At 49.8% G+C, this 26,166-nt stretch carries 26 protein-coding genes and 1 riboswitch; of the genes, 18 read left to right on the top strand and 8 right to left on the bottom strand.

The annotated features are described in order from the left end of the window. The first annotated feature begins 395 nt into the window (after positions 1 to 395). The 14 genes from VFA_RS22505 to VFA_RS22440 are packed head-to-tail and all read left to right on the top strand — an operon-like array spanning position 396 to position 12,846. Entirely contained in the window at positions 396 to 572 is a 177-nt protein-coding gene (locus VFA_RS22505) for a Flp family type IVb pilin (RefSeq protein ID WP_038152813.1), read from the top strand. A 26-nt stretch (positions 573 to 598) separates the two neighbouring features. After that, positions 599 to 1,114, top strand: a complete 516-nt coding sequence (locus VFA_RS22500) for a prepilin peptidase (protein WP_038152812.1) — start codon at positions 599 to 601, stop codon at positions 1,112 to 1,114. 27 nt (positions 1,115 to 1,141) lie between these two features. Continuing rightward, complete coding sequence (locus tag VFA_RS22495) at positions 1,142 to 2,491, top strand: ATPase AAA (protein ID WP_004729561.1); 1,350 nt, start codon at positions 1,142 to 1,144, stop codon at positions 2,489 to 2,491. After that, a complete protein-coding gene (gene cpaB, locus VFA_RS22490) occupies positions 2,488 to 3,237 on the top strand; it encodes a Flp pilus assembly protein CpaB (RefSeq protein ID WP_004729559.1) in 750 nt (249 codons plus the stop codon). The genes VFA_RS22495 and cpaB overlap by 4 nt, the downstream gene beginning before the upstream one ends. An 8-nt stretch (positions 3,238 to 3,245) precedes the next feature. Next, positions 3,246 to 4,715: a type II and III secretion system protein family protein gene (locus VFA_RS22485; protein WP_004729557.1), complete on the top strand. Its 1,470-nt coding sequence runs from the start codon at positions 3,246 to 3,248 to the stop codon at positions 4,713 to 4,715. A gap of 10 nt (positions 4,716 to 4,725) precedes the next feature. Then, positions 4,726 to 4,983, top strand: a complete 258-nt coding sequence (locus VFA_RS22480; RefSeq protein WP_004729554.1) for a hypothetical protein — start codon at positions 4,726 to 4,728, stop codon at positions 4,981 to 4,983. Positions 4,984 to 4,994: 11 nt separating this feature from the next. Then, positions 4,995 to 6,218 carry a Tad domain-containing protein gene (locus VFA_RS22475; protein WP_004729552.1) on the top strand — a complete coding sequence of 408 codons (1,224 nt, stop codon included), beginning with the start codon at positions 4,995 to 4,997 and terminating at the stop codon, positions 6,216 to 6,218. Then, positions 6,218 to 6,649: a TadE/TadG family type IV pilus assembly protein gene (locus VFA_RS22470; RefSeq protein ID WP_004729550.1), complete on the top strand. Its 432-nt coding sequence runs from the start codon at positions 6,218 to 6,220 to the stop codon at positions 6,647 to 6,649. The genes VFA_RS22475 and VFA_RS22470 overlap by 1 nt, the downstream gene beginning before the upstream one ends. Continuing rightward, positions 6,646 to 7,134, top strand: coding sequence for a TadE/TadG family type IV pilus assembly protein (locus tag VFA_RS22465; protein WP_004729547.1), 489 nt, complete (start codon positions 6,646 to 6,648; stop codon positions 7,132 to 7,134). Before VFA_RS22470 ends, VFA_RS22465 begins: the two co-directional genes overlap by 4 nt. An 11-nt stretch (positions 7,135 to 7,145) precedes the next feature. After that, complete coding sequence (locus VFA_RS22460) at positions 7,146 to 8,369, top strand: AAA family ATPase (protein WP_038152810.1); 1,224 nt, start codon at positions 7,146 to 7,148, stop codon at positions 8,367 to 8,369. 17 nt (positions 8,370 to 8,386) lie between these two features. After that, complete coding sequence (locus tag VFA_RS22455) at positions 8,387 to 9,847, top strand: CpaF family protein (RefSeq protein ID WP_004729544.1); 1,461 nt, start codon at positions 8,387 to 8,389, stop codon at positions 9,845 to 9,847. 9 nt (positions 9,848 to 9,856) lie between these two features. Beyond that, positions 9,857 to 10,822 carry a type II secretion system F family protein gene (locus VFA_RS22450; RefSeq protein WP_004729542.1) on the top strand — a complete coding sequence of 322 codons (966 nt, stop codon included), beginning with the start codon at positions 9,857 to 9,859 and terminating at the stop codon, positions 10,820 to 10,822. A gap of 1 nt (position 10,823) precedes the next feature. Continuing rightward, positions 10,824 to 11,780 carry a type II secretion system F family protein gene (locus VFA_RS22445; protein ID WP_004729540.1) on the top strand — a complete coding sequence of 319 codons (957 nt, stop codon included), beginning with the start codon at positions 10,824 to 10,826 and terminating at the stop codon, positions 11,778 to 11,780. Positions 11,781 to 11,787: 7 nt separating this feature from the next. After that, complete coding sequence (locus VFA_RS22440) at positions 11,788 to 12,846, top strand: tetratricopeptide repeat protein (RefSeq protein ID WP_004729537.1); 1,059 nt, start codon at positions 11,788 to 11,790, stop codon at positions 12,844 to 12,846. A gap of 34 nt (positions 12,847 to 12,880) precedes the next feature. Here VFA_RS22440 and VFA_RS22435 read toward each other — a convergent pair whose 3' ends face one another. Both VFA_RS22435 and chrA read right to left on the bottom strand, forming a co-directional pair. Continuing rightward, positions 12,881 to 14,038: an HD domain-containing phosphohydrolase gene (locus VFA_RS22435; protein ID WP_004729535.1), complete on the bottom strand. Its 1,158-nt coding sequence runs from the start codon at positions 14,036 to 14,038 to the stop codon at positions 12,881 to 12,883. Between the two features lie 102 nt (positions 14,039 to 14,140). Continuing rightward, positions 14,141 to 15,301 carry a chromate efflux transporter gene (gene chrA, locus VFA_RS22430; protein ID WP_081454516.1) on the bottom strand — a complete coding sequence of 387 codons (1,161 nt, stop codon included), beginning with the start codon at positions 15,299 to 15,301 and terminating at the stop codon, positions 14,141 to 14,143. A gap of 384 nt (positions 15,302 to 15,685) precedes the next feature. Between chrA and galM the strand changes: the two genes are divergently transcribed. Then, positions 15,686 to 16,732, top strand: a complete 1,047-nt coding sequence (galM, locus tag VFA_RS22425) for a galactose-1-epimerase (RefSeq protein WP_038152808.1) — start codon at positions 15,686 to 15,688, stop codon at positions 16,730 to 16,732. Positions 16,733 to 16,888: 156 nt separating this feature from the next. After that, a complete protein-coding gene (locus VFA_RS22420) occupies positions 16,889 to 17,233 on the top strand; it encodes a tRNA-binding protein (protein WP_004729531.1) in 345 nt (114 codons plus the stop codon). Here the strand turns inward: VFA_RS22420 and VFA_RS22415 are convergent. From VFA_RS22415 to VFA_RS22405, 3 genes are all read right to left on the bottom strand, one after another. Next, entirely contained in the window at positions 17,230 to 17,781 is a 552-nt protein-coding gene (locus VFA_RS22415; RefSeq protein ID WP_004729529.1) for a gamma-glutamylcyclotransferase family protein, read from the bottom strand. The genes VFA_RS22420 and VFA_RS22415 overlap by 4 nt on opposite strands. 112 nt (positions 17,782 to 17,893) lie before the next feature. Continuing rightward, positions 17,894 to 18,835: a zinc transporter ZntB gene (locus VFA_RS22410; RefSeq protein WP_004729527.1), complete on the bottom strand. Its 942-nt coding sequence runs from the start codon at positions 18,833 to 18,835 to the stop codon at positions 17,894 to 17,896. A gap of 47 nt (positions 18,836 to 18,882) precedes the next feature. Further along, complete coding sequence (locus VFA_RS22405; protein WP_004729525.1) at positions 18,883 to 20,334, bottom strand: RimK family protein; 1,452 nt, start codon at positions 20,332 to 20,334, stop codon at positions 18,883 to 18,885. Between the two features lie 193 nt (positions 20,335 to 20,527). On the opposite strand from VFA_RS22405, the gene VFA_RS22400 reads away from it, so the two are divergent. Continuing rightward, on the top strand, positions 20,528 to 21,631 hold the full coding sequence (locus tag VFA_RS22400) for a GNAT family N-acetyltransferase/peptidase C39 family protein (RefSeq protein WP_004729523.1): 1,104 nt from the start codon (positions 20,528 to 20,530) through the stop codon (positions 21,629 to 21,631). A gap of 168 nt (positions 21,632 to 21,799) precedes the next feature. Then, entirely contained in the window at positions 21,800 to 22,984 is a 1,185-nt protein-coding gene (locus tag VFA_RS22395; RefSeq protein WP_004729520.1) for an NnrS family protein, read from the top strand. Positions 22,985 to 23,052: 68 nt separating this feature from the next. Here VFA_RS22395 and VFA_RS22390 read toward each other — a convergent pair whose 3' ends face one another. The 3 genes from VFA_RS22390 to VFA_RS22380 all read right to left on the bottom strand — a co-directional run bounded on the left by VFA_RS22390 (position 23,053) and on the right by VFA_RS22380 (position 26,070). After that, on the bottom strand, positions 23,053 to 24,060 hold the full coding sequence (locus VFA_RS22390) for an adenosine deaminase (protein WP_004729518.1): 1,008 nt from the start codon (positions 24,058 to 24,060) through the stop codon (positions 23,053 to 23,055). An 81-nt stretch (positions 24,061 to 24,141) separates the two neighbouring features. Beyond that, positions 24,142 to 24,241: riboswitch (purine riboswitch) on the bottom strand. A gap of 240 nt (positions 24,242 to 24,481) precedes the next feature. Next, positions 24,482 to 25,513: a 2,3,4,5-tetrahydropyridine-2,6-dicarboxylate N-succinyltransferase gene (dapD, locus tag VFA_RS22385; RefSeq protein WP_004729516.1), complete on the bottom strand. Its 1,032-nt coding sequence runs from the start codon at positions 25,511 to 25,513 to the stop codon at positions 24,482 to 24,484. Between the two features lie 266 nt (positions 25,514 to 25,779). After that, positions 25,780 to 26,070 carry a YebG family protein gene (locus VFA_RS22380; RefSeq protein ID WP_004729512.1) on the bottom strand — a complete coding sequence of 97 codons (291 nt, stop codon included), beginning with the start codon at positions 26,068 to 26,070 and terminating at the stop codon, positions 25,780 to 25,782. Positions 26,071 to 26,166: the final 96 nt, after the last annotated feature.

Below are 26,166 nucleotides of genomic sequence, written 5' to 3'. Positions count from 1 at the left end.
CCAAAAAGTGCAAGTTTCCCCCCAAAGGTATGAGGTCAAATCACGCGTTTTGGCGCGGTTTCGCAGTGATGCTCAATCAAGTCTGGAATGTAAATCACTGAACGATGTTTCATCCATGAGAATGTGTGTTGTCGGAAAATTTGGCCTGATACTTCGATTCGCGATTTAAATCTAAAATATCCTCAAAAACACCCCATTGCCAACGCATGAAACCGAGTGAAAGTAACGGATCATGCCAAATCATTACGGTCTATTCATTCATTATGTTGATAGTTGTTTCAATGTTTTGGTTGTTTTGTGAATAAAAAAGTACCAAAAGAGGTCAAAAAAATCCTAACTACTATTGATAGAACTATCTAGATTCTAAGAGAACCATTCAGTAAGGAGACCACGATATGGATAAGTTCACTAAGGTTGTTAAAGAGTTTTGGCAAGATGAGGAAGGGTTGACAGTCGTCGAATATGTTGTAGGTGCTGGCTTGCTGGTTGCTGGTCTTGCAACGATTTTTAACCAATGGGGTGCGACTCTTCAATCCGAATTGACAAGTATTGACTTTGATGCCGGTTCTTGAACTAGCAGTGTCATCGTTTGACTCAGATGAATATTTGTATTTGGGGTTTGTTAATTACTGTTGGGGTATACGATGCACGTCAGCATCGTATACCCAATGTTCTGCTCGGGTTGTTGATGCTGGCAGGAGTGATTCAAACTCTGTTACTGGACCAAACCTTTGATCTGTTTGTGGGGCAGATAGGGGCAATGCTGATGGTATTCGTGCTTGCCTTGATGTGTCACATGGCGGGGTGGATGGCGCCTGGGGACGTGAAACTTTTGGCGGTGATAGGTTTTCTCACTGGGTTTGGGCATCTTGCAGACACGTTCTTCTACATTGGCTTGAGTGCAATTTTTATCGGTGTGATGTACGGCATGTTGAACTATTTGTTGCTGTTCAAAGAGTCGGTTAGCGTCGTAGGCGTCAGAGTTTATCTTATGGGGCCTATCCATAGCAGACTACGTCGTGAAAGTTCTCGCAAGCTTGAGCTTGTTATGCCCTTTGCGCCAGTTGTCGTTGTTGGTGTTGCCTTAGCACAATATGCACAAGCCTACTTTTAAACAGCGCAACCATGACAAGGAGTCATTATGGCAACAGCGGTATCCAACGATCTTCACCGATCCGCCCTGACGCCTCAAGCAACTGCGCCGAAGGTTCCGACATCATTTGAGGATCTTAAAGTTCCGAAAGCCGTGTTAGAAAACCTGCTGTTAAAGCATCTGGCCGCTTATCCCAAATCGGACGTGTTGCAGTTGACTCGGCACATGGCGATCAACAGTCATATGATTGAGGATTTGATTGCTGTTTTAAGGCAAAAATCACTGGTAGAGGTCTTTCAAGCGGAACTCTCCTCCTACCTCAATCCTACATCAGGGCACGTGAGATACGGTTTATCGGAAAGCGGTATGCGGGAAGCCGACGTGGCGTTTACGAAAGATGCGTATCTCGGGCCGGCGCCTGTATCTCTTGAAGACTATAATGCCATGGTTCAGGCGCAAGATGTTCGCTCTAAAATCATTACGCGTCCTGATGTCGAATTTGCGCTGAAAGATGTTTTTGGTTCGGAGCGGTTGGTCTCGGTGCTTGGGCCGGCGATTAACTCGGGTCGAGCGCTGCTCCTTTATGGCGATGCTGGGACCGGGAAAACCTTCGTTGCCACCCGCATTCTCAATTCTCTCAATACATCGGTATTCGTGCCTTATTCGGTGTATGCCATGGGGAACATCATTAAGGTGTACTCGCGGCAGCATCATCGTGCGGTGGATGCCAACAACCAGAATCAATCGCTGTCGTACAAAGATCAATATGACCGCCGCTGGGTGTTGTGTGAACGACCAAGTATTCAAGTGGGCGGGGAGCTCACTATGGATATGTTGGAAGTGAACCACACGGAGCATAACCGTGTTTGGATGGCGCCACTACAAATGATGGCCAATAACGGCATTTTCATCATCGATGATTTAGGGCGACAGCCCATGCCAGTGGCTACTCTACTTAACCGTTGGATCGTTCCGATGGAATACTTCTATGACTATCTGTCATTGCCCAACGGTCAACAAATCACCATTCCTTTTATATTAACACTGGCGTTTTCGACCAACTTGGATCCGGAAAAAATCAGTGACCCAGCATTCTTGCGTCGACTAGGTTACAAAGTTCAGTTTCATCCTCTGGAGCAATCTGAATACCACGCATTGTGGGAAGAAATGGCTTCTAATCGAAATTTACAGGTTCATGCTTCGTCTTTTGAGGTTCTGTACAGTTTGCACAGACAACACGCAGTGGGCTTTTATCCCTGTTTGCCGAAAGACTTAATCGGAATCAGTCGAGACATCATCGCATTTGAAGAAAGTGATCCCCTCATCACTCCGGTCATTATGGAGCGAGCTTGGGAAGTTTACTTCACTGCGGATGGCAAAGGAGGAGGTGCTCGATGAGTCGTAATCAAGTGATTTTGTTATTTCTGCTGTCTGTACTGTTTGGGCTTGGCGCGGTGTTTTTTGCCAAACAATGGATGGACCGGCAAGTACAACCACAAACCGAAGTGGAAGTGGTTGAGCGGGTGCCTGTCGTGGTGGCATCCCGTGATATTCCAGCCAGTACGGTGATTGAAGAGCAATACTTAACCACCCGTTTGCTAGAAAAATCATGGATGACCGAAAATCAATTTTCTGAGCCCACGGAAGTGATAGGAAAGATCGCCGAATCCGATATCTACCCCAATGAAATTATCGTCGCGCAACGTCTTAGTATTCCCGGTGAAGGGGCCACGCTCGCCGCGTTGATTCCTGAAGATAAACGAGCGGTCACCATTCGCGTGAATGACGTGATTGGTGTCGCGGGCTTCTTGCTGCCGGGGAATAAAGTCGATGTGTTGAACACGATTCAGTACAGCAAAACGTCTGCCAACACGACCACCATTTTGAAAGACATTCGTGTGTTAGCCGTTGACCAAACCGCAAAGACGCAAGAAAACAAGCCGATTATTGTTCGAGCCGTGACGTTGGAAGTCTCTCCCAAAGAGGCAGAAAAACTATTGAGTGCCAAAAGTAAGGGAGACATTCAGCTGGTGTTGCGTAATCCGCATGCGGTTGAGGAAAAAGTGGTGCGTCGTTATGTGCCGCCGCCTAGTGTCACCATCATCAAAGGAACGAACTCATCGAATGTTCGTGTAAAAGAGTGAGGTGAAAGATGAAAACGATAATGACAACGCTGATCCTTTTCCTGACGTGCAGTCAATGGGTCTATGCCGCGAATCAGAGCGGTAAAGTGGTGACCGTTCCTCATCACAAATCAACTTACGTGAAACTTCAAGGGGCTGCGAGCCGAGTTTCGCTTGGGGATCCAGAGGTTTTGGATATTGTGATGCTCAAAGCTGATGAACTGTTTTTGATCGGGAAGCGATTAGGGTCGACCAACTTAATGGCTTGGGATAGACGAGGCCAATTGCTGGAGTCGATCAACATTGAGGTCACGCACGACGTGAATAGCCTGAAAGCCAAACTGTATGAATTTTTACCCAACGAAACGATCTCCGTACACAGCGCGCAAAATCGTTTGATTTTGAGCGGGCAGGTCAGTTCACAAGAAAAAATGAATTTGGCATTACGACTCGCGGAAACCTACGCGTCAGGCGATACCGCGGATAAGGCGACGGATTCAAGAAATAAAGAGGCGGAAAAAACAGGCGTGGTGAATTTGATGTCGATTGGTGGTGCGCAGCAAGTGATGATTGAAGTCACGGTTGCAGAAGTACAACGCAGCTTAGTTCGCCGTTTTGACTCCAATTTCCATTTCTTCGAAGGGAACGGCAAGTTCTCGTGGGGTGCAACATCTGCGGGGGGCTACATTGATGACATCACGGGAGTCGCGGGGCCAGTGTTTAATGCTCCCACGATTGATAGTACAGGGTTGTTATCAACCTTTATTGATGGCGATACCCTATTTACGTTGGCCTTAGATGTTGCCAAAGAGAATGGGGTGGCCAAAGTCTTGGCCGAGCCTAACCTCACAGCATTAAGTGGGGCCAAAGCTGAGTTCTTAGCGGGTGGGGAATTTCCTATTCCTGTCCCTAATCGAGACGGCATCACCATCGAATACAAAGAGTACGGGGTTGGGTTGAAATTCATTCCGACCGTGTTGAGTGACAAAAAAATCAACCTGAATCTGGCTGTGGATGTGAGTGAAATCGCCAGTTCAACTACCTTAACGGTTTCGCCATCGGGCACCAATGCGGCGTACTACATTCCACCGATCACGCGTCGAAGCGCGGCGTCCACCTTGGAACTTGCTGATGGACAGACCATCGGGATTGCCGGGCTATTGAGTGAAAATGTGCGCGACTCGGTGAGCAAGTTTCCGGGCATTGGGGACATTCCGGTTCTCGGACAACTGTTCAATAGCCAAGAATATGTTTCGGGTGAAACTGAGCTGGTGATTTTGGTCACCCCGCGTCTAGCAAAACCGATTGATCGTAGCAAAGTGGTGTTGCCGACGGATGCATTTGTCGAGCCGACCGATCTGAAATACTACTTGTTGGGACAAGGGGCTTATATCGCAGGGCCTCGTGATGTGAAACGCACCAAAGCGTCAGATAGCTACGACGAAATGGCGACGACGGGTAAGGGTGGTTCGGAAGGTTCTTTTGGTCATGATCTGTAAGGAGCATCTTATGAAATATGTTGTTTTGATTTTGTCGCTACCGTTGATGCTGCTGAGTGGATGTGCCAACGAGCCTCGATTAGGGACCCATGTCGCGCAGGTGAAACAGTTACAAACTTATAACCCCAATGCCACGAAAGAAAACCTAGAGGTTTTGCCTGATGGTACTGGGGAACGTATGGAAGGTGTTTACAACACCTATACTGGTAAGAAAGGGGAAGAGCTCAAAGGGGGCTCAACCAGTCAGATTCTTGAGGGCTTTAAATAGTCGAGGTCGTTATGAATACACAACGCCCACTTCGTGGAATTCGTAAGCAGCGAGGTCTGGTTGTTGTGATTGTTACCATAGCAATGTTGGTGCTCATCGCAGTTGCCGCCTTTGCCATTGATATCAACCACGCAATGATGAATCGGACCAAGTTGCAAAATAGCGTGGATGCAGCGGCTCTGGCAGCGGCAATTGTATTGGATAAAGATGGGACAGAGGCGCAAGCCGACACGATTGCGCGGTCGACATTAACCAAAATGTCGACCGCCGCAGGTAACGCTGAGTTGACTCTGGATGTCTCGAATGTGGTGAACGTTGAGGTGCAGTTTTCCAACGATCCGACGGTTTTTCCTGATTCAGGTTATTCGAGTTCGCCTGACGGTGATCGCTATGTTCGCGTGGTGATCAATCAATTGGATTTAGAAAGCTTTTTTTTCGCTCGAGTCATGGGGGTGACTAAACGCTTAACAGCCAGCGCTGTCGCAGGGCCTAGCCCGGGCGGGAATGCGTGTAATATTGTGCCAATGGCGGTGTGTGAAGGCGATGATGCTGGAACGAATGGTTATGACGCAGGCGTCGTGTATGCCCTCAAAATTGCTGACCAAAACGATCCGGCGATGGGGTCTGGTAATTTTCAATTACTTGATTTTGGTTCTGGTGCGAGCACGGTGCGTGAAGCATTGGCCGGTGGTTACGCCGGCTGTGTTGATTTGGATGCCGGGGAAACGGTTACCACCAAACCGGGTAATACCGTCGGGCCGGTCGGGCAAGGGCTGAATACTCGGTTTGGCGACTATTCAGGTGGTGGCCTGAGTGCCACAGATTACCCTCCGGATTTGTATGTTAAACAAACGACACCGACATTGACGGATGCAGATGTCGGCTCGACCCCTGCGTGGGGGTATCAAGATTACAAAGACGATTTGAATGACAATGTGTGCCCTGGTGATGCGACGAATTGCAAAAGCAATGGTGATGCCGAGCGACGGATTCTGGCGATTCCGGTTGTGGACTGTTCGGGTGCAAGTGGTGGGACAAACAACTTTGCCGTATCCGCGATCGGGTGTTTCTTTTTGCTGCAAAAGGCGCCCAATTCTAACGGTGGACATACTTCAATTTTTGGCGAGTTTATCGAAGATTGCACCGTGAAAAATACTCGTAACAATGGCACCAGTACGTCCAATGGTCCTCATCGAATTGTCCTGTACAAGGACCCCAATAGTGAGGAGTCGTAATGATGAAACGCCTCATGAAAAAGCAAGCTGGTTTAGCCGCGGTGGAGTTCATTATTACCGTGCCGTTGTTGCTGGTGTTATTGGGGGGAATTGTTGAATTTGGTAATGCCTTCGTGCGCTATAACACGCTCAGCAAAACCGTCCAGAATGGCTGCCGATATGCGGTCACTGATATTTATGGTACATCCAATTCCGACTCGATTGCACTGGTGGCGGACATCAAAAATATGGTGGTGTATGGCAACAAAGCAGGGACCGGAACGCCATTGCTCACGACCTTGACTGTGGACGATGTCACGGTGACTCATGCGGATAAGTTTGTGGTGGTGTCAGCCAGTTATGACTACGTACCATTGTTGAATATTTTACCAGATGCCTTGCTGGCCAATATCGTACTGAGTTCGTCAGCGGTGATGAGGACGACGCTATGAAATCGTTTCGTCGTATACAGCGAGGATTGGCACTCGTTGAATTTACATTGCTCGCTTCAGTATTACTGCTCATTTTATTTGCGATCATAGAAATGGGGCTTTATGCCTACTCGATGCAGACCATCAACAACATCACGCGAAAAGCGGCTCGTTTTGCCACCGTGTGTGTGGTATCCGATCCGGATATACCGTCGTTGGCATTGAACGATGGGGCGCCGGATGGATTTACTTCAGCCAATTTGGTGATTGAATATTTGGGCGCGGATGGCAGCAAAGTCACAGACCCGCCAACCAGTTATCAAGCGGACATTTATTACGTGAGGGCTCGCGTTACCGGTTATAGCTACCAGTTTTCAGGGTTGCTGAGTTTTTTAGGTTCAAGTGGCGTGGTTTCTGTTCCTGATTTTGAAACCACTTTACCTTCAGAGTCTTTGGGCGTTTTGCGCCCTGGTTCTTCAGATCCTGATGATAAGACCGATTGCTAAGAGGGATTGCTATGGGAGAGGCCGTGAAGTTATCACGAGGTGACAGCAGTAATTTGAGGCTCAAAACCAGTTTATCGGTATGGGTTCTGTATTCTAGCGACCGGTTCAAGCTCCATATGATGAGCGAGTTATCGAAATGCCATAGCATCAGTTTTGAAGTCATTTCGCTGCATGGTGTGATGTCTGACAGCTTTAAGCATTTTTCGCCGCCAGATTTAATTTTTGTCGAAACCGGCCCCAATTGGGCGCAGAAAGTCATTGAACTACAAAATTACGAAAGTCCAGAAGTGGATGAAGAAGAGGTTAATACCTCTCTGATTGTGTTTGGTGATGAGAGTGATAATGGCGCGCTCAAAATTGCCCTGCGTATTGGCGCGGCTGATTTTGTGTCGGATCAAGCCACGTTAGAGGAACTGGTCCCATTACTAAAAAACACGGCTGAAGAGAAAATTGCAGCCAGAAAGTTAGGGCAGCTTTTCGTCTTTATTAATACCAAAGGGGGCTCTGGCGCGACGACGATTGCGTTGAATACCGCCGTTGAAGTGGCATTGCAGCACAAAAATAAAGTGTTGTTACTGGATTTAGACATTCACTTTGGGGTGATCATGGATTACCTCAATTTAAACCCGACTTACAGCATCAATGATGCCATTGCGAACGTGGCAGATTTGGACGAAATTTCGCTGCATAGTTTGGTTTCCAAGCATCCATCGGGCTTACATGTACTAAGCTTTAAGCATGAAAATCACAACGAGAATTTTGACAAAGCAATGCAACTGGGCAAGTTGCTGCCGACGTTGATGGAATACTATCCCTATGTTTTTGTGGATCTGTCGATGGGGGTTGATCGCATGTTTGCCCCGGTGTTGTCTCATTCATCCAAAGTGTTTTTGGTGACGCAACAAAACTTAGTGGGGATCAAAAATACCTCGCGCATCGCCAAGTCATTGATGCTGGAATATGGGATTTCCAAAGAACAGATCGAGCTGATTGTGAATCGCTATGAAAAGCGTCAGCAAATTAAGATGAAGGATATTGAACAGACGATCACGGGGGTCAACGTACATATGATTCCGAATGATTTTAAGGCGGCGATTGAAAGTGCCAACTTAGGAAAACCTGTGGTTGAATCGAAGAAAAACAGCTCGATTACTAAATCAGTGATTGAGTTATCTCAAACGTTAGCGCCTGAAGTCAAAGAGAAAAAAGGTTGGATTAAGCGTTTATTTTCCTGACGGATTAGGAGGGTTGCATGTTCTTCAAAAGAAAAAACATCAATACCGAGTTTCAAGACCAGGTGCTCAAAGTTGAGGATTTACCCCATATAGAACCCAAATCCACGCTTTTAGCATCTGGCCCCAAGCAGGATGAAAGTCCTTTGGAGAGAAAACTTCGCGAATCGGATGCTAAAAACCGCGAAATCGATGATGCGCGTAAGCAGCTAGAGCAAGAGCTGGCTGTGAAGCACTATTATCATCAGCGCTTGTTGGAAACGTTAGATTTGGCACTGCTTTCAAGCTTGGAAAAAGATCGCGCTAAGAAAGATTTGCATGATGCGATCGTACAATTGATGGCTGATGATCAAACGCATGCGCTGAGTGCAGAAGGCCGCAAGCGTGTGATCAAACAGATCGAGGATGAAGTGTTTGGCCTCGGCCCCTTAGAACCTTTGCTGCATGATTCCACCGTCTCGGATATCTTGGTGAATGGCCCTAAAAGTGTGTTCGTTGAACGCCGCGGTAAACTGGAACGAACCCCCTACACCTTTTTGGATGATCGCCATCTGCGCAATATCATCGACCGTATCGTGAGCCAAGTTGGGCGTCGTATCGATGAAGCTTCACCGATGGTGGACGCGCGACTCGCGGATGGCTCGCGTGTGAATGCCATTATTCCCCCCCTCGCATTGGATGGCCCATCCGTTTCCATTCGTCGTTTTGCGGTCGACAAGCTGACCATGGATAACCTGCTGTCTTTCAATTCCCTGTCTGAGCAAATGGCTAAATTTGTCGAAGCGGCTGTGAAAGGTGAACTGAACATCCTGATCTCGGGCGGTACCGGCTCCGGTAAAACCACCACGCTCAACATTTTTTCCGGTTTCATCCCCAAAGAAGATCGCATCATCACCATCGAAGACTCAGCGGAGCTGCAACTGCAACAACCTCATGTGGTGCGTTTGGAAACCCGTCCGGCGAATTTGGAAGGCAAAGGGGAAATCACGCAGCGTGATTTGGTCAAAAACTCATTGCGTATGCGACCGGATCGTATTGTGCTGGGGGAGGTCCGTGGTAGTGAAGCGGTGGATATGCTTGCCGCCATGAATACAGGTCACGATGGTTCGTTGGCGACCATTCACGCCAATACACCGCGTGATGCATTGAGCCGGGTAGAGAATATGTTTGCGATGGCAGGCTGGAATATCTCGACCAAGAATTTGCGTGCTCAAATCGCTTCTGCGATTCATTTGGTGGTGCAAATGGAGCGTCAGGAAGACGGGAAGCGTCGTATGGTGAGCGTTTCAGAAATTAATGGCATGGAAGGAGACATCATCACCATGTCGGAAATTTTTAAGTTCCAACGTCAAGGGATGGATGATGAAGGCAATGTGGTGGGGCACTACACGGCAACCGGGGTGATTCCTCAGTGCCATGATTCGTTGTCAAAACGAGGCTTCCATTTGCCGTATGAAATTTTCAATGAGACGTACCAGTAGGAGGTCTCTATGCAAGATATCACGATGTTTTTTGTGCTGCTGTTTTTTGCGGTGGTGTTTATTTCACAGGCCTTGATTCTCCCGGCGGCTGGGAGTAAGGCGAAACACAAAGAACTGGCGAATCGGCTTAAAGAAACACAATCTAATCTGGATGAAGAAAGTCGCTCATTGTTGCAAGAGCACTATCTGAAAAGCCTGACGCCATTGGATCGTCGTTTGGTGCAAGTGAAGGCGTTCGCTTCGCTGAAAAAAAGCATTGAGTTGTCCGGGTTTGATTGGTCGCTCTCGCAGACGCTTGGCGTCACAACGGTTTTGAGTTTGGGGCTGGGGCTACTTTTACTCATTCTCGGGCAAGTCTGGTACTTGTGCCTCGCTTCTGTCGCCTTTGTGTGGGTATGCCTACACATGACGTTACAGAAAAAAATATCTGACCGCTTATCAAAGTTTGAAGAACAACTGCCGGATGCGTTGGATATCATTCGTCGCATGCTACAAGCAGGTCAGCCGCTCACACAATCATTCAATGAGGTAGGGAATGAAATGCCCGCGCCCATTGGGGTTGAATTCAAAAATACCTTTAACTTGCTGAATTACGGCTATGACTTGCGCCTCGCGATTATGCAGATGGCGGACAGAACGCCCACGGTATCGATGCTGGCATTTTCCAGTGCCGTGTTATTGCAAAAAGAGACGGGCGGCAACTTGTCTGAGAACCTAGACAAAGTGTCGAAGGTGTTGCGGGCGCGGTTTAAGTTAGCTCGAAAAATCAAAACCATTTCTGCCGAAAGCCGCATGTCTGCTTGGATATTGGTGTTGTCACCCTTTGTTTTATTTATCGTGATGTCACTGATCCATCCTGGATACGTGTCTCCTCTGTACGAAGACCCGAGAGGTGTGGGAGTGATTAGCTACGGGATTGTCAGCCTATTTCTGGGCTCTTTGTGGATGCGACATATCATCAATTTCGAGGTGTAATATGGACGATTTACTGACTGCATTATCCTCATTTCAACTGAACGAGCAGACCGTGTTTCTGGGGTTGATTTTGATCGCCACAGTGTTGTTGATCATGTCGGTGGCGCTGATTGTGGTGGGAACCAAAGCGCCGATTCAACGTCAACTTGAAGAAATTCGCAAAGAGGGGACGGTGAAAACACCCGGCAATTTGGCTAAAAAACGCGACAAAATCCATAATACCTTGGAATCGATTGCGCCAATTATGTCACCCAAAAACATCAAAGAGCGAGAGAGTGTACGTCATCAATTGATGCATGCGGGCTATCATGATGCGAGCGCATTAAATACTTTTTATGCGTTGAAAGTGCTGTCAACACTCGCCGGGGTGTCCATCAGTGCGCTGATGTATTTTCTCTATCCAGACATGAAAAATCTCAAGTTAATCGTGGTTTTTAGTGTGGCCATGGGGCTGTTTCTACCCAATTTTCTTTTGGATCGAATGGTTAAAAAACGCAAATCGAGAATCAAAGGCGGTATTCCGGATGCGTTGGATTTGCTGGTGGTGTGTACGGAATCGGGGTTAGGGTTTAATGCCGCACTGCGCCGCGTTGCAGACGAGTTGATGATCTCCCATCCGGATCTGGCAGATGAGTTGGATACCGTGTGCGCGAAGATTAAAGCGGGTGTTGAGATGTCTGAAGCGATGGCGCAGTTGGTCGAGCGAACTGGCCTTACTGAAATTAGCGGCTTGGTGAGTATGCTGGCGCATGCCTCGCGTATCGGTGGCAGTATTTCGCAAACTTTACGCGATTACACGGAAGACTTCCGTGATAAACGGAATCAAGAAATTGAAGAAATTGCCGCTAAAATTCCGACCAAAATGATTTTTCCGCTGCTTCTGTTTATTTGGCCCTGCTTTTTTATCGTAGCAGTTGGTCCTTCCATGCTGTCTTTGACGGCGCATTTCGGACGATGAGGTATTTATGAGAAGACGTTACGCGACGTTGCTGATGCTGATCACGTTGGGCGGTTGTGCCAGTCAAACCGATCAACCCAAACCTTTCGAAAATGAACTTTATGATGGTCGTCCGGTTGAAACGTTTAACTCTGACGCTGCGCCGTTGACTGAAGTGGAGGCGATTAAACGCGGTGATTACGCATTAAAAGGTAACAACACTGACTTGGCGCTATATGAGTACATTCGTTCGTTGGATTTTCCTGATGCGCAATATCGCGACAAAACCTTGTACACCATTGGGCGTATTCATCAATCGCGGGGCAATCTGGAACTGTCGGAAAAAGCGTATCTTCTGGCTTTAGATGCCAACCCGAACAACATCAAAGTGTTGCAACAACTGGGGTCTAACTACACCAAACAAGGGGATGTTGAGCAGGGGGAAAGTTACTTTATTCGTGCGATTAATGCAGACCAACTGCGTTTGGCCAGCCGTGAGAAATTAGCGCTCAACAGTGTCTCGATCACCGCGATTGAACAGCTCAGCAGTGATAATCAATCGCCCGCGCTGGCGTATATGGGCTTGGGGATTTTGTATGATATGAAAGCCAAACATCACGTTGCCAAAGCGTTTTATCAACACGCTTTGAAAATTGAACCGAAGTCAAGCAAGGCCCTGATGAACATGGGGTACTCTTATTACATGAGTGGCGAGTACGACAACGCCAAGCGCTACACCGTGGCAGCGTTAGAGCAAGACAAAACCAATGAACGGGCGCAGAACAACCTCGCCTTAATTTACCTCGCTACCGGCGAAGAACAGCGGGCATTGAATGTGTTTATGCGCTTTATGGATGCGCCCGAAGCGTTAAACAACGTGGGCTATTTCTTGATGTTGCAGGGCAAGCCGGAGAAAGCGATTCCGTACTTGCAACAAGCGATTGACAAGAAACCCTCTTACTACAAAGTGGCAAATGAAAACTTGGAGCGTGCACTGTTGGAAGTTCGCGCCAACACCTCAGGCGCCAATTCAGGCTCTGCTGCAAATTCAGGCGCTGCTGCAGTAACGACAGTCACAACGCAGTGATGGCATGGCCAGATAGCAAGGCCGAGAGGCGAGGTCAGTGATGTGTATCTAGCCTATCTTTGGGGTCTGGCTCAGGATAGGCTTCAATCACTTTCTTCAGAAATTCTTGGTGGTAACGCAGCGCATTGACGCAGTGTTTATCGAGCTTGCCAGACAACACCATTTTCTCCAATTCCAGTAACGCAAATGGCACTGACCACGCTTGTTTATAAGGGCGATGGCTAGTTAGCGCATCAAACACGTTGGCAACCGAAATGATGCGAGCGGACACCGGGATGTCATCTTGCGTCAAGTCATACGGATAGCCACTGCCATCGAGAAATTCGTGATGGTAAGCCACGATTTCTTTTAAGACGGACACGCACGGATGGTTGGGCGCCCCCATGTCGTCAATGATGTGATTGATGATCTCGACGCCCTTTTCCACATGGCCGTTGAGTTGCGCTCGTTCGTCCTCTTCCAAATGACTGGGCTTGGTCAGCACGCTCGTTGGCACGGACAGCTTGCCGATGTCGTGACAGCGTGAAAATTGGCTGATGTTCTCGATGGTTTCATCGTCGAGCTGATAGATCGGTGCCACTTCCACGGCAATCACTTTTGCAAATCGGCTGATGCGTTCACGATGCTCACGTGACTCTTTTAAATGCTCAGGAGAGTTTGCGTTAAGGTGGTTGGCCGAATCCAGCAGCGTATGGACCAGATCGTATTCGGATGAAACGACAAAACGCAAAATTTCAATGTAAGGTTTTAAGCTGGATGCTTTGATTTCATTGAAAAATTCCCGTTGACAGGAATTGAGAAATAAAAATCCAATGAAGGCTTTCTCGTGATAAACCGGAATGGCTAACGATGAGCGAAAACCTTGTTCAATTAACCATTTTGTGTGCGGGTAAGTGGGTTTCAGCTCTAAGGGAATATCGTTCACATAGCGGCACTCACCGGATTGAGCGCAGAGTTTGAGCGCGGGTAATTCGCTGAGCGGAAACTCGTAATGCATCAGTTCAAAGCCATGAAACGTACTGTCGGCGTATGTTTTGAGCAAATCATGTTCATGATCATAGAGCGCAAATGAGATGCGGTCGATGTTGGGTTCGGTCACCAACAATCGATGATGAATATCGGCCAACTGATTATTCAATGTGCCCGCAGTGGGAAAGAAACTGTGTTCACCTGATTTGCTGTGGGTATTCATGTCGGCGCCTCCTTGCTCACGGTGCTTACCCCGAACTTAAGTTTAGGTCATTGCCAAGAGAAACCACCAACGGATCGCCAACAAATCCAACCAAATCTTGATCTAGATGAACCCCAAGCACACACCCGCTGCGGCGAAATAAACCACCATCAGTAAAATGGGCAGACGCAGTATTTTGAGCAACACGAACCCCAACAAAAGACAAGCGATGTCTAAGGGCTGATTGACTGCGCTCACAAACACCGGTTGGTATAGCGCTGCCACGAGCAGCCCGACCACCGACGCATTCACGCCCGCCAGCGCGCCATGAACCGCTGGTATTGCTGCGAGCGCGCGCCACTGCTTCAAGACCGCCAGTAACAACAAGAATCCCGGTAGGAAAATTGCCAGCGTGGCGAGCAGTGCAGCACTGACCGGGAAATCAGGAGCGAGTGCGTAACCGAGGTAGGTCGCGAGTGTAAACATGGGGCCAGGCACAGCTTGCGCTGCGGCGTATCCCGTCAGAAAGGTATCGGTCGTGAGTTGGGCGCCGAGTGAGTTTTGCAATAACGGTAGCACGACATGGCCACCACCAAACACCAAACTGCCCGCTTGATAAAAATGGTTGAATAGACTCAATAGCGGAGCATAAGCGGCCAGCAGTGGCAAGCTAACCAAGAGGGCGACAAAAAGACTCAGCGGCTGCCAAGCGAAGAAAGCCCCGTTGTATTTTATCCTGTCTGAGTTCGCTGCGGGTGGTGTCGCTTTCAAGCGCACGGCACCCACGAGAGCGGCGACCAGCAGCACCAGCATTTGCGTCGACAGGGTGGGCAGGCAGAGTAATGCAATGGCGGTCAGAAAGCAGAGCATCACTGTCAGCTTTTGACGGCAAAAGTTGTGATACATGCCCCAAGCCGCATCGGCCACGACCAGCACAGCCAGCAACTTCAGGCCATGCACGATGTGCAAAAATAGCGGTTGTTCGAGCAATTGGCTGCTGACCATCGCCACAAGCAACATCAGCAGTACTGATGGTAATGTAAAACCGAGAAAAGCAGCGCAGGCACCGCCTAGCCCCCTTTGTCGGTAGCCAATCGCAAAGCCAACTTGGCTTGACCCCGGGCCGGGCAAAAACTGGCTCAGCGCGACAATTTGTGCGTACTCTTCATCACTCAACCAGCGATGCTTGTGCACGAATGTTTGTCTGAAATACCCGATGTGCGCTGCCGGTCCGCCAAAGCAGGCCCACCCCAACGTAAAGAAGATTCTGAATATGTTGACCATCTCATCCTGCTTGTTTGTCGCCCGTCTTCCGCCCGCAATGTAGGGAGAGATAGCATCGAGCTCAACGAAAAAGTTGTAAGAAAATACAGCAGGTTTGTGACGTAACGATGATGAATCAAACGCAACAATGATGTGAATCGATATCGTTGAGGTGAGGGACTGTCCATAAACAATGGACAAGATGGCTGATTGTGTAAACGTTTCCATTAATGCCAATTCAATCACAGTATGCCGTTGGGGTCGGTTGCTACACTGCCATCCATTCATTGATGTCGATGTAGAGAATGAATGACATGAAAAAAGTATTTACTGGATGGCGATGTGCCGTGAAATCGAATGGCACGGCAACGGAGGTGTTGGGTGGTTAGTCCGTTGTTTGAGTCGATGACTCGCGAACCGTTTCAAGACGGAAACGTGGCGACGTTGGTTGAACTGACCAACCGTCATGGCATGCGCATTGTGCTGATGGATATCGGTGCGACGTGGTTGAGTTGTCAGTTGCCGCTGGAAAACGAAGTACGTGAAGTGCTGCTTGGTGTCGACACCATGGCCGCGTTTGAAGCGCAAGGCTGCTTTTTTGGTGCCACGGTGGGGCGTTATGCCAACCGCATTGCCAAAGCGCAATATCAATACCAAGGTCAAACCGTGCACGTGACGGCGAGTCAGGGTGAAAACTGCCTGCACGGTGGACAGCCGGGCTGGAGTCATCGCCGTTGGACATTGACCCGTCACACCGAGAATCAAGCGGTATTTTCAATCGTCTCAGCGGATGGCGAGCAGGGCTTTCCGGGCCATGTCGAGGCATCCGTGACCTATGAACTGACGGACAACAATGAAGTCTGCATCAGTTATCACGCGGTCACCGACAAAGCAACGCCTGTGAACTTAACCAACCACGGTTACTTTAACCTCATGGGCGCCGATTCTGGCGCGAGCGTGCTGCACCATAAACTACAAATCAACGCCGATGATTATTTGCCGACGGATGAAACGGCGATTCCGCTTGGCGAGTTGTACAGCGTTACCGACACCGGGTTCGATTTTCGCCGCATTAAACCTGTCGGTCAGGATCTGATGCTTGATGAGCAGCAAGTGCCGGCCAACGGTTACGATCACAGCTATTGGCTCAACGACGCCTGTCGCCACGGCGCCTGTGCGGCGACGCTCATCTCCGATGATGAATTGGTCACTCTGCACGTCTACACCGACAAGCCCGCGCTGCAACTGTATAGTGGCAACTGGCTACAAGGGAATCCGGGGCGTCACGGTTCGGTCTATCAGAACTATCAAGGACTGGCGTTGGAAACTCAATTCCTGCCCGATTCACCCAACCATCCAGAATGGCAACAGGCGAGCTGCATGCTGCTTCCTGAACAAGAATACGCTTACTCAACCGTGTATCAGTTTCAACTGATGGGGGAGAAACTGTAACGTTTCACGGTGAAGCGATGTTTGCCCTCGCCATGTGACGAGGGCATTTTTTTGTCACGTGAATGACGTGCGAGTGTTCATAATTCCGCTCAATGTGACTTGTACTTTCGCAAGGGCTTGCTAGTGTGAGCGATTATTCACTTTCGGAACTCAGCCATGGACTCAACCTTTCACACCGTCGGTTATGACGCGTTTGCCAAACTTGATTTACGCGTTGGCATCATTCGTGCGGTGAAACGCCACGAGAACGCCGATAAGCTTTACATCGTGCAAATCGAAGTGGGGGAACAGACGCTGCAAACGGTCACCAGTTTGGTGCCATATTATCAGGCCGATGAGCTGATGAACCGTCAAGTGGTCGTGCTGTGTAATCTTGAACCGGTCACCATGCGCGGTGAGTTGTCGGAATGTATGTTGCTGTGCGCCGAAACGGTTGATGGGGAAGAGAGTGTGTTGTTAACCCCCGAGCGCCCGATTGCCTCAGGGGTTCGGATTGTTTAACGCACGTGTGCTATCAGTGCGTCGATCACCGATTGATGCGCTGGGGTCACGCCGGCTAAATTGCCATATTTGGGCGCATGGCGATCATTTTCCAAGGGGTGCTGCCAGCCAATGGTGTGCTCCACAAAATGACGCGCAAACGCTTCAGAAACTTCCAAGCAGCCCGCCAAGACGGTGTCCACGTAGGTTTGTACTATCGGGCTACGTTCACACGGCGGTTGATGCTGCGCGGTGACGTACACCCAAATCGCTTGGCTCGCGTCAAACTCGGCATCGGTTTCGATTTGTTCTGCGGTCAACGCAATGCGCTGATACCCGCGTTCGCGGCGATCAAATTCCGCCAAGGCTGCCTCATCAATCTCCAGCAATACGCCGTTCACTTGGCCATCGCCCGGATTGACGACCAGCGGTGAAATGACGTAGCTATCATCGATTTTCCCCCAATACCGTACCAAGCCATGCACCGTGGCGGGCAGCGCACGCCCGGTGTTGCCGGTCAGTTGTCGGGATGCAGAATTCATCAGGCTTCCGTAGCCGAAAATGTACATAGTGTCTCCATGACTCCGGTTGAACGTCGAGCAGTTCGACGAGAAAGTGGGTTCGGGCTACGCGCCATGCGATCATGCGTGACATCATGCTGCAGCCCGAGCGAAACGGGGGTTAAGGCTGATTGCTGAAAAACTGCAAACGACGCAGAATCCAGAACTCCAGCGCAAAAATTGCCACCAAGCCGGCACAGAAGAAGCCAAAGGCCAGTGGGGATTCAGTGCCGGGAATGCCTCCCACGTTAACACCAAGCAGGCCGGTTAAAAAGCTGGTGGGCAGGAAAATCGCCGCGATAACCGAGAACAAATAGGTGTTCTGGTTCATCTTCTCAGCGTGGTACTGACGCAGTTCGCCTTTGATGATTTCCAGTTCGCTGAGGTAGAAATCCAGTGTTTCGTTGATGCGCGTGATGGTGTTGACGCTGTGGCGCAAGCGCAGGTGCTTACTGCCCGCCAGTGGCACGCTGGAGTTGAGGTAATCGTCGATGGCGTATTGCTGCGGCTTAATGAAGCGTTTGATTTTCAGCAGCGCTTTGTGGGTGTCCATCAGCTCTTCGCTCAGTTCGACTTCATCATCAAAGGCGCTGATTTTGTCTTCGACCAAATCGAGGTAGTAATCGATGTTGCGGTTTAAGCCATCGATGATGCCCAGCACCAATTCCGCCAAGCTCTTGGCGCCATTGCCGTCGAGCAAGGCATTGCGCAAGGTATTGATGGTTTTGGAGGGAATCTTCCGGCTCGAAATCAACGCACCGTTGTAGTACAGAATGCGCACGCTGAGCATATCGGCTGGGTCGGAGTTGTCGTTTAGATTGACGCCACGCAGAATCAGCAAAAAGTTTTGTTCGTCATACTGTTCAAACAGCGGACGGGTATCCTCAGCCAGTAAGCTGTCGACGATGGAGGCGGGAATGGTATTGGCGATCAACCAGTCTCGAACGCCCGCAGCATCGCGTTGGCAGTGATACCAGTGACCGGCTTCAATGTGTTGCGGTGACCCTTCAGGTTGCGTTGCCTGATCGTCACTAAAACGCCAGTGGTCAATGAGAAAATCCATAACAATCCTCTTATGCGAAAAAGCCAGGGGTTACCCTGGCTTTCAGTTTAGAATCCGCGCATCTGAATGCGACGGAGAAACTCGGTCATCACCCGGTCGTACAACAGATCGCCGAGGAAGGCGTCTTCGACATGGTGGTCAATGCTCGGGTTATCATTGACTTCGATAACATAAACTTGACCGTCAATCTCTTTTAAGTCAACACCATATAGCCCACCTCCGATGAGATTGGCCGCTTTGAGTGCCACATCCACCACGTGTTTGGGCACCTGTTTCAAGTCTAATGTTTCAAAACCGCCGGAAGACACACGGCCGCTGCTGTGGTGTTGGTAAATCTGCCAGTGGCCACGGCTCATCATGTATTTACATGCGAAAATCGGTTGGTGGTTCAGCACGCCGATGCGCCAGTCAAAGTCGGTTGGCATAAACGCCTGCGCCAAGATCAGCGCACTTTTTTCAAACAGTGCGTTGGCTTCGTTTTCCAGCTCTTGTTCGTTGCGAACTTTGACCACGCCACGTGAGAAAGCGCCATCGGGAATCTTCAACACCATCGGGAACTCTAAATGTTCCATCAGGTAAGCTTTCCAGTTGGGATCGAAACTCTGCACGATCACACTGCGTGGGGCCGGAATGTTATGGCGTTGCAGCAGCTCAGTCAGGAACACTTTGTTGGTGCATTTCATGATCGATTCGGAATCGTCCATCACCACCAAACCCATCTTCTCGGCCGTTTTGGCGAAACGGTAGGTGAAGTTGCTGATGTTGGTGGTCGCACGAATAAACAGGCCATCAAATTCGCCCAAACGGGACAAATCGTCGGGAGAAATAGTTTCCAAGTTCATGCCCAAACGGTTGGCTGCACGGCGAAAACGCTTCAAAGCCGACGCATCGGATGGCGGCATTTTTTCCTCGTCGTCGACCAACATCGCCATGTCGTAGCGATACTTTTTCTCTTGTTTGGGTTTACGCCAGATTTTGGTGGAGAACTGTTCCAGTGACTCAATGAAGAAATCTTGCTCTGGATCGTCTAGGTTCTGGAAAGAGAACGGCGCGATCTTGCTGATTTGCCAATGGCCTTGGTGTTTGGTCATGCTGAGCTCAATCACCGGCACCATAAACTGTTCAAACAGATGGCGGGCCAATTTTTCTAACCCGGGTTCCGGTGTGCGGCCAAAGTAAATTTTGCAGTGAATCGAGTCGGTGTCTTTGCACAACTTATGCAGTTTGAGTAAGCCGCTGGAGAGCAAAAACGGTTGGTTGATGTCATTGATCGCCATGACGCGAGGAATCACACGGTGACCACGAGCTTCCGCCATCAGGGAGCAGTAATAGCCAGTGCTCATGTAGTCGTAATCGCGACACAGGTTGACCACTTGTAAACTGCGGTGACTGTCTTTCCAATCAGCATCGAGGTATTGATCGACACTGATTACTTGTTCGGATGGGAAGTATTGCTGCCAGTCACTGGCTTGATCTGTCACGATTAAAAGGTTTGCCATAGTTAATTTTTTCCTATCACAATAGGTGTATCATAGCCCTCAGACTTGACACCCCACGTCAGACTGCCCAACTTCTTTTCTCCGGTGGAGAAAGCGTTCTCGACGGTTTGCATGGCGGTGACGCCAAGTGTTTTGGGTAATCTAAATCGCAATCTTGCCAACCACTATCCTGTAAATTCAGTAAGGACATCGTATGGACTTTCGTCTTGCGAACAGTGCTGATCTCAATGCGCTTAATGCGTTAGAACAACAGCTATTTGATGGGGATAAAATTTCTCCGCGTCAAATGAAGCGTTTTTTACACTCCAACCAGGCGATTATTTTCGTGGCGGACGCCGGTGAGGAACTGGCTGGATATGCATTGCTACTATTTCATCAAGGTACACAGCTATCAAGGTTGTATTCGATTGCCGTTAAACCTGATTTCAGAGGACGGAGGATTGCTCAGACATTAGTCGAGCAATGCGAGCGTGCAGCTCTTGATCAAGGCTCTACTACATTACGGCTAGAAGTACGTGAAGACAATATAGCAGCGATAAATTTATATGAAAAAATGGGCTACAAAACTTTGAAGCTGCTCATCCATTACTATGACGATTTATGTGATGGACGTCGCATGCAGAAACGGTTGACGCCCCATGGTCAGAAAGTGCTGCTACCCATGCCGTTGTACGTGCAAACCACGCCGTTTACCTGCGGTGCCGCATGTCTGATGATGAGCTTTTCATGCCTCGATGAGCACTTTGAACCCAGCCGCACGCAAGAGCTGCAATTGTGGCGTGAAGCGACCACCATTTTCATGGCGGCTGGCCATGGCGGATGCAGCGGACAGGGCCTCGCGCTCTCGGCAGCGCGGCGCGGTTTTCATGTCGAGCTGTGGAACCAGTCACGCAGCACACCATTCATCGACAGCGTGCGCGATCCGAACAAGAAACAGGTGATTGAGCTGGTGCATCAGGACTTTTGTCGTCAATTGGCACAAGAAGATGTTGAGATCATTGACGCGCCGCCAAGCCAAGCGCAGCTCGAAATGTGGGTCACGCAGGGTTCGTGCGTGCTACTGCTCATTAGCACCTATCGTTTTGATGGCAAGAAAGAGCCGCACTGGATCGTCTTGAGTGGCATGAGCGACAAGTTCTTTTTCTTTCATGATCCACATGCGGAATCGGAAGATCACGCTGTGGCATCGGCTTACGTGCCGGTGGGCAAAAAAGCGTTGTCGCAGATCATCGGCTTTGGCAAACAAAAGCAAATTGCTTGTGTGGTGATTAGCCGCCGCGACCCAGTGTCATCATAGTGAGTCATCATCAATCAAAGGAGTCTTAATGACTCCTTTTTTGTTGTGTTTTTTTGACTCGAAAACAAAAGGTTCTATTTTAATTGATTGATCTTTAATGAATAATTTTCTGGCTCGCTTTATGCCTAGGCTAAGTCATACTCCCTGAACGAGGCAGAAGAGGTCAGCGTGTTAAATATTGTCGATAAACGGGTTGAAGAGCGCATTCCGGCTTACTTGCGGTTGGGGTTTCGACCGTTCTTTTTATTGGGCAGCGTGTACGCGGTGATTGCCGTGGTCGCTTGGGTGTGGATGTTCCAGCAGGGGCAGCCGAATGTACTGCGTGTGCCCGCATTGTGGTGGCACGTGCATGAGATGTTGTTTGGGTTTGCGATGGCGATTGTGGTGGGTTTTTTGCTCACTGCTGTCCAAAACTGGACTAGCATCCCCGGCACCAAAAGCAGACGTTTAGCGCTGTTGGTTACGTTGTGGCTGCTGGTGCGCGTGCTGTTTTGGACGCCAGTTCCATTGTGGCTGACGTCGAGTATTGAAGCGTTGTTTTTGGCGCTGACGGCGTACGAAATTGGTATGCGCGTGGTGAAAGCCAAAGGCTGGCGTAATCTGTTTTTTGTGCCGCTGTTTGCACTAGCGATGGTGGCCAACTTTGCCAGTTATGCCACCATCAAAGGCATGCCGCCGTTTCCTTCCTCTGCGGTGTGGCAGGCGATGTTGTGGTGGTTCATGTTGCTGTTGTCAGTAATGGGCGGGCGGGTGATTCCGTTTTTCACCGCGCGCCGTTTTCAGTTTGAGAAAGCTGCACCCAAACTGTGGTTGGATGTACTGGCTAACGGGCCGCTGGTGGCGCTGTTTATTGTCAGCTTTTTCCCGATTGCTGAAGCGCAATTGGCGCAGCCGCTGATGCTGCTGGCAGGCGCCGCGCAATGGGTTCGCTGGTTGCGTTGGCAACCGTGGCGTACGCTCAGTGAACCTTTGGTGTGGTCGCTGCATGGGGCGTATGCGTGTATTCCGCTGAGTCTGCTGGTACGCGGGTTCGTCAATCCTGGTTTTGTGTCGCACACCATGTTACACCTGTTTGCGATCGGGGCACTCGCCGGACTGATCTTGGCGATGATCGCGCGTGTGACCATGGGACATACTGGCCGAGCCATTTACCAAGGGCCGAACATGGCGTTGGCGTTTGCCGCGCTGCTCTTGGCGGCGTTGGTGCGCAGTTTGGGCGTGGCGTTCTGGCCGGCGCACATGATGGAATGGATCAACCTTAGTGCCGGATTGTGGGCGCTGGCGTTTGGTTTGTTTGTGTGGCGATTTGGCGCGATGTTACTCACGCCCAGAGTCGATGGGCACCCCGGTTAATCGGGCGAAGAAAAGAAAAGCTGCGCCATGCGCAGCTTTTGTGTTGATAGGGGCGTCAGTGCCTGGTGTTATGCAAAGCGCGCCAGCACCTCATGCACTTGCGCGCTCATACGCGCCTTGTCTTCAGCGGAGATGAAGCTCGCTTCAATCGCATTGAGGGTGAATTGCGCCAGCTCTTGGTGCGACATCGGGTGTGCGTTGGCGACCGCCATAAAGTTATCGGTCATGTAGCCGCCAAAGTAAGCTGGATCGTCAGAGTTAATGGTCACGCATAGCCCTTGGCGCAGCAGTTCAACCACGTTGTGCTCATCCATCTCGCTAAACACTTTTAGTTTTAGGTTCGAGAGCGGGCAAACGGTCAGCGGCATGCGCGTCTCTTGCAGCACTTGAACCAGTTCAGCATCCTCCACGCAGCGCACACCATGATCGACGCGTTGCACGCCAAGCAAATCAATTGCGTTGCGAATGTTTAGCGCCGGCCCTTCTTCCCCTGCATGTGCCACGGCTAGAAAGCCAGCTTCACGGGCTTGGTGAAACACGCGTGAAAATTTTTCCGGTGGATGCCCCGCTTCAGACGAATCGAGACCGACACCGACAATCTTGTCTTTGTACGGCAGTGCTTGCTGCAGGGTGAGCATGGCATCATCTTCGCTGAGATGGCGCAGGAAACACATGATCAGTTGGCTGGAGATGCCCAGTTCTTGCTGTCCTTTCTCCAGCGCCTGCGTAATGCCGTTAATTACCGTTTCAAACGCGATGCCGCGCGCGGTGTGCGTTTGCGGATCGAAGAAGATTTCGGTGTGCATTACGTTGTCTTGCTGGCAACGCAGCAGGTAAGCCCAAGTGAGATCGAAAAAGTCTTGCTCGTGGATCAGCACGTTGGCGCCTTGGTAGTAAATATCGAGGAACGATTGCAGATTGGAAAATTGGTAGGCCGCGCGCACTTCATCCGGGGAAGTAAAGGGAATCGCAATCTGGTTCCGTTGGGCGAGGTCGAACATCAGTTCTGGTTCGAGTGACCCTTCAATGTGTAGGTGCAGTTCCACCTTAGGGAGTTGCTGAATAAATTCTTTCATATATCGGCTCTTAATCAAAAAGTTGAGATTAATCGCTTTTCACCTTGGGTGGTTGTGTTGGGCCATACAAAGAGAAAAGCGATCGTGCGCTTAACTCTTCGTAATCAGAATTTTACGGATTCTGGTAGAGACCCCCACACCCTATCAGTGGGGTTATACGAAGCAACAGTGTTGATTTCCGCTCTCATGGCTGACGAGTTTCGTCACCAGAGTGGCATTCAATGGCGTGCGGAAATTCATTAAATGATAACTGAATTGAATCAAAACGCCACTATTGAGCAAAATCCTTTTTCAACCCGCTGAATTGGAGTGACAAAAAAGGCCAACCCGCAGGCTGACCTTGTTTTTGATTCCTTTTGAATGTTGCCGACATGTTCGCGGCAAGTTCGCTCTATTTTAGCGCTGATTCAATCGGGCTGACTTAGTTGTTGCTGTGCAGTTCGCTGTTCAGTTCAACCGCAGATTTGTTCGCCAGACACTCAACCTGACCAGTTTGAGAGTTGCGACGGAACAGTAGGTCGGACACGCCAGCCAAGTCGCGCGCTTTGACGATTTCGACTTCGTTGCCATCTTTGTCCAGCATGCGCACTTTGGTGCCCGCGGTGACGTACAAGCCTGATTCCACCGTACAACGGTCGCCCAGTGGGAAGCCCAGACCGGCGTTTGCGCCCAGCAGTGAGTTTTCACCGATAGACACCACGACTTTACCGCCGCCAGACAGCGTGCCCATGATCGATGCGCCGCCGCCGATGTCAGAACCGTTGCCTACCAGAACACCTGCAGAAATACGTCCTTCAACCATGCTCACGCCGGTTGTGCCTGCGTTGAAGTTGATGAAACCTTCGTGCATCACGGTGGTGCCTTCGCCCACGTGTGCGCCCAGACGAACTCGCGAGGTATCAGCGATACGCACGCCTGTTGGGACCACGTAGTCCACCATTTTAGGGAATTTGTCGACACAATCGACGCTCAATGCGCGGCCAGCCAGACGCGCTTCGATTTGGCGCTCTGCCAGTTCAGGCAAGTCGATTGGGCCTTCGTTGGTCCAAGCAATGTTGTGTAGCAGACCAAAAATGCCATCGAGTACGGTGCCGTGAGGCTGAACCAGACGGTTTGAGATCAGTTGCAGTTTCAAAAAGCCTTCTGCTACGCTTTGTGGTTTGTCATCTGATGCCAGAATCACCAACACCAATGGCTGTGCTGAAGCGGCTGCTTTCTCGGCAAACGCTGCGCTTGCCGCTTGATCGTTCGCTGCAAACGCTTTGGCCAGCTCAGCGCTTTGCGCTGCGGTGATCTCCAACGCTTGGTTGCCTTCGCTGTAGCCAGCCACTGCTGCCAAATCAGCAACCAGCTGATCGCTTGGGTTGAGGATCGGCGTCGGGAAGAATACTTCAATGATTTTTCCGTCGCGGTTTTTGGTTGCAGTACCAAAGCCCAGTGCAAAGTTTGCCATGTTGGTCTCCATTAATCGTTAAGCTTTAAAATTATTGTGTGACAGTGATGGGTTGAGCGTCATCCAGTCATTGGGTTGAAATCATCATAGAGAGACTCTTTCAGAGAAGAAAGGGTAAAAAAAGGATCCGTCCATCGAACGATACTTTTTGTCTTTTGAGAGACACATCTCTTTAGATGGAAGTGGGACTTGATCGGCCGCTATGCCGACCGATCTGAACGCCAGAGATAAAAAAACCGCTGCTTAGGCAGCGGTTTCGTGTCGAATTAAGCTGCGTCGTCAACCGCGTCTTCGGTTTTGACCGCTTTAGGCTTTTTTGGGGTTGGCTTGCGCTTCGCGCCCAGAGCATAAAGAATCTCTTCTTTGTTCTGTGCCAGGAACATGGCCAGCTCTTCCTGTTTCGCTTCGTCTTCGATCAGTTCACTTTTACCCAGTAGCTCGAACAGCTCATCTGCTGTGTCCAGCATTTTGTCATAAGCGTCAGCTTCGGCCTTCGAGGTAAAAGTCATTTTCTCTTCTCCGTTGCGTTCCACCACGTACTTAACGATGACAGCCATGGTTCATCCTCTACATTATTTTGCTAAAAAATTACTGGCTGTTTATACAGTTTTCAAATGCAAAAGTCCAGCCAGCGACGTCAAACTGAGAGCTAC

The organism is Vibrio furnissii CIP 102972, assembly GCF_000176175.1.
GTDB lineage: Bacteria > Pseudomonadota > Gammaproteobacteria > Enterobacterales > Vibrionaceae > Vibrio > Vibrio furnissii.
Note: the sequence above shows the minus strand (reverse complement) of the source record. Positions and strands in the feature narration are given on the sequence as shown.

Bases quoted from the DNA above. Each gene is read 5' to 3' on its own strand.
- VFA_RS22465 (WP_004729547.1), top strand. From the start codon at position 6,646: ATGAAATCGTTTCGTCGTATACAGCGAGGATTGGCACTCGTTGAATTT.
- VFA_RS22460 (WP_038152810.1), top strand. From the start codon at position 7,146: ATGGGAGAGGCCGTGAAGTTATCACGAGGTGACAGCAGTAATTTGAGG.
- dapD (WP_004729516.1), bottom strand. From the start codon at position 25,513: ATGGCAAACTTTGCACTGGGCTTTGGTACTGCAACCAAAAACCGCGAC.
- VFA_RS22475 (WP_004729552.1), top strand. From the start codon at position 4,995: ATGAATACACAACGCCCACTTCGTGGAATTCGTAAGCAGCGAGGTCTG.
- VFA_RS22485 (WP_004729557.1), top strand. From the start codon at position 3,246: ATGAAAACGATAATGACAACGCTGATCCTTTTCCTGACGTGCAGTCAA.
- VFA_RS22445 (WP_004729540.1), top strand. From the start codon at position 10,824: ATGGACGATTTACTGACTGCATTATCCTCATTTCAACTGAACGAGCAG.
- VFA_RS22500 (WP_038152812.1), top strand. From the start codon at position 599: ATGAATATTTGTATTTGGGGTTTGTTAATTACTGTTGGGGTATACGAT.
- VFA_RS22495 (WP_004729561.1), top strand. From the start codon at position 1,142: ATGGCAACAGCGGTATCCAACGATCTTCACCGATCCGCCCTGACGCCT.
- galM (WP_038152808.1), top strand. From the start codon at position 15,686: ATGACTCGCGAACCGTTTCAAGACGGAAACGTGGCGACGTTGGTTGAA.
- VFA_RS22380 (WP_004729512.1), bottom strand. From the start codon at position 26,070: ATGGCTGTCATCGTTAAGTACGTGGTGGAACGCAACGGAGAAGAGAAA.
- VFA_RS22435 (WP_004729535.1), bottom strand. From the start codon at position 14,038: ATGAATACCCACAGCAAATCAGGTGAACACAGTTTCTTTCCCACTGCG.
- VFA_RS22450 (WP_004729542.1), top strand. From the start codon at position 9,857: ATGCAAGATATCACGATGTTTTTTGTGCTGCTGTTTTTTGCGGTGGTG.
- VFA_RS22400 (WP_004729523.1), top strand. From the start codon at position 20,528: ATGGACTTTCGTCTTGCGAACAGTGCTGATCTCAATGCGCTTAATGCG.
- chrA (WP_081454516.1), bottom strand. From the start codon at position 15,301: ATGGTCAACATATTCAGAATCTTCTTTACGTTGGGGTGGGCCTGCTTT.
- VFA_RS22405 (WP_004729525.1), bottom strand. From the start codon at position 20,334: ATGGCAAACCTTTTAATCGTGACAGATCAAGCCAGTGACTGGCAGCAA.
- VFA_RS22440 (WP_004729537.1), top strand. From the start codon at position 11,788: ATGAGAAGACGTTACGCGACGTTGCTGATGCTGATCACGTTGGGCGGT.
- VFA_RS22390 (WP_004729518.1), bottom strand. From the start codon at position 24,060: ATGAAAGAATTTATTCAGCAACTCCCTAAGGTGGAACTGCACCTACAC.
- VFA_RS22415 (WP_004729529.1), bottom strand. From the start codon at position 17,781: ATGTACATTTTCGGCTACGGAAGCCTGATGAATTCTGCATCCCGACAA.
- VFA_RS22410 (WP_004729527.1), bottom strand. From the start codon at position 18,835: ATGGATTTTCTCATTGACCACTGGCGTTTTAGTGACGATCAGGCAACG.
- VFA_RS22505 (WP_038152813.1), top strand. From the start codon at position 396: ATGGATAAGTTCACTAAGGTTGTTAAAGAGTTTTGGCAAGATGAGGAA.
- VFA_RS22455 (WP_004729544.1), top strand. From the start codon at position 8,387: ATGTTCTTCAAAAGAAAAAACATCAATACCGAGTTTCAAGACCAGGTG.
- VFA_RS22470 (WP_004729550.1), top strand. From the start codon at position 6,218: ATGATGAAACGCCTCATGAAAAAGCAAGCTGGTTTAGCCGCGGTGGAG.
- cpaB (WP_004729559.1), top strand. From the start codon at position 2,488: ATGAGTCGTAATCAAGTGATTTTGTTATTTCTGCTGTCTGTACTGTTT.
- VFA_RS22420 (WP_004729531.1), top strand. From the start codon at position 16,889: ATGGACTCAACCTTTCACACCGTCGGTTATGACGCGTTTGCCAAACTT.
- VFA_RS22480 (WP_004729554.1), top strand. From the start codon at position 4,726: ATGAAATATGTTGTTTTGATTTTGTCGCTACCGTTGATGCTGCTGAGT.